We start from the raw sequence: 1,704 nt of genomic DNA, 5'->3' as shown, positions 1-1,704 counted from the left end.
GGTGACGAGGCTGACGGATCTTTTGAAGTATATCTAGCCTTACCATACCTAGCCAATTTAGATAATGATAGCTGGCTTCCTAGTGTTTCTGATATGCTTTCGCGGGATGGGCTAACAGTTCATCCTACTTCTGGTAATGTTGGCATTGGGACAACAAATCCTAGTACAAAATTAGAGGTGGATGGAACTGTCCAAGCCACTAGGTTTGAAGGGGATGGTTCTGGTTTAACTGGTATTAGCGCTGGTGGCACAAAGTGGTCTGATGGTAGTAGTAACAAGATTTACTATAACGCTGGCAATGTCGGCATTGGGACAACAAATCCACAATCCCTTTTGCAAGTTGGAGATGGATTAGGAGGTGGTAATCGCCCCTGGATGACAACAGGACTACAAGTTGCTTGGAATAGTGACACTGTATTTCTAGGATTGAAAGATGAAGGGGCAGATCGCAAAGATTCTGTACTGGCATGGGGAGATAATACGAATGATGCATTCAGATTCATTTTTGCGGCTTCAGGCGGTGCTGCAGATGGTCAAGAAATAATGAGGTTACAGCCAAACGGCAATGTCGGCATTGGGACAACCAATCCTAGTGAAAAATTAGAGGTGGCTGGAACTGTTAAGGCCACTAAATTTGAAGGGGATAGTTCTGTAGGTAATGCTGAGTTAGCCAATAACTCGGTGACCAATCAAAAAATTGCTGATAAATCGGTGACCAATGCCAAAATTGCTGATAAAAGTATTAGCATGGTTAAATTGGATGATGTTACTAAGAATGCACTGAATCAAGCTTCTCAGGTTCAAAGTCTACAAGGGCAAATCACAAATCTACAAGAGCGAATCCTAGTTATAGAACGGCAATTAGGTATAGTTATTTCTGACCCTGATCCTGTCCCTGATCCTGTCCCTGATCCTCGCCCTGATCCTGTCCCTGATCCTCGCCCTGATCCTGGCCCTGATCCTCGCCCTGGTATTGACCCTGGTCCTAGTCCTAACCCAGAGATTCGTGACCCAAACTCGCCCTAGACAGACCCTGAGCAAGAAAGGTAAAGCTAACGCTTCAAAGGTTACAAGCGTTACAACCAGAACATTAGCATACACTCAGTCTGTAAAAATTGCATCATCATATTAGTAGGAACGGCCAAGGAAAAGGTGAACCATATGGGTAATCAACGGGCAAGCCAAACCAAAAACAACCAAACAACCCCAAGGGGAAAAACCGTTCAAGCCAAGCCAACCCCCTTGGCTACCCATAGTCCGGTTCACCCCCTCCTGCAACTCCAACGAAAACTGGGAAACCAAGCAGTTAATCGTCTCATCCAGACAAAAATGCAAGTGGGGGAACCAAATGATGTGTACGAAAAGGAGGCAGACAGTGTTGCAGCCCAAGTAATGCGCATGGCAGCACCCTCAGTGCAAAATTCCATGGAGGAAGAGGAGGTTCAAACTAAGCCGATAGCGCTACAGTTACAATCCCAGGAAGAAGAAATACAAACTAAGCCGATCGCCCTACAGTTACAATCCGAGGAAGAAGAAATACAAACTAAGCCCATAGCGCTACAGTTACAATCCCAGGAAGAAGAAATACAAACTAAGCCCATAGCGCTACAGTTACAATCCGACCAAGAAGAAATACAAACTAAGCCCATAGCGCTACAGTTACAATCCGAGGAAGAGGAAATACAAACTAAGCCGATAGCGCTA

2 pseudogenes are annotated in these 1,704 nt (G+C 45.1%); both read left to right on the top strand.

Features of this window, described 5'->3' with window-relative positions:
• Positions 1–1,026: pseudogene (locus F6K37_RS41190) on the top strand (hypothetical protein); the annotation flags it as partial.
• 135 nt (positions 1,027–1,161) lie between these two features.
• Positions 1,162–1,704: pseudogene (locus F6K37_RS41185) on the top strand (hypothetical protein); the annotation flags it as partial.

Source organism: Moorena sp. SIO4E2, assembly GCF_010671945.1.
In the GTDB taxonomy this organism is placed as follows: Bacteria; Cyanobacteriota; Cyanobacteriia; order Cyanobacteriales; family Coleofasciculaceae; genus Moorena; species Moorena producens.
This window is presented reverse-complemented; position numbering and strand designations above follow the sequence as displayed.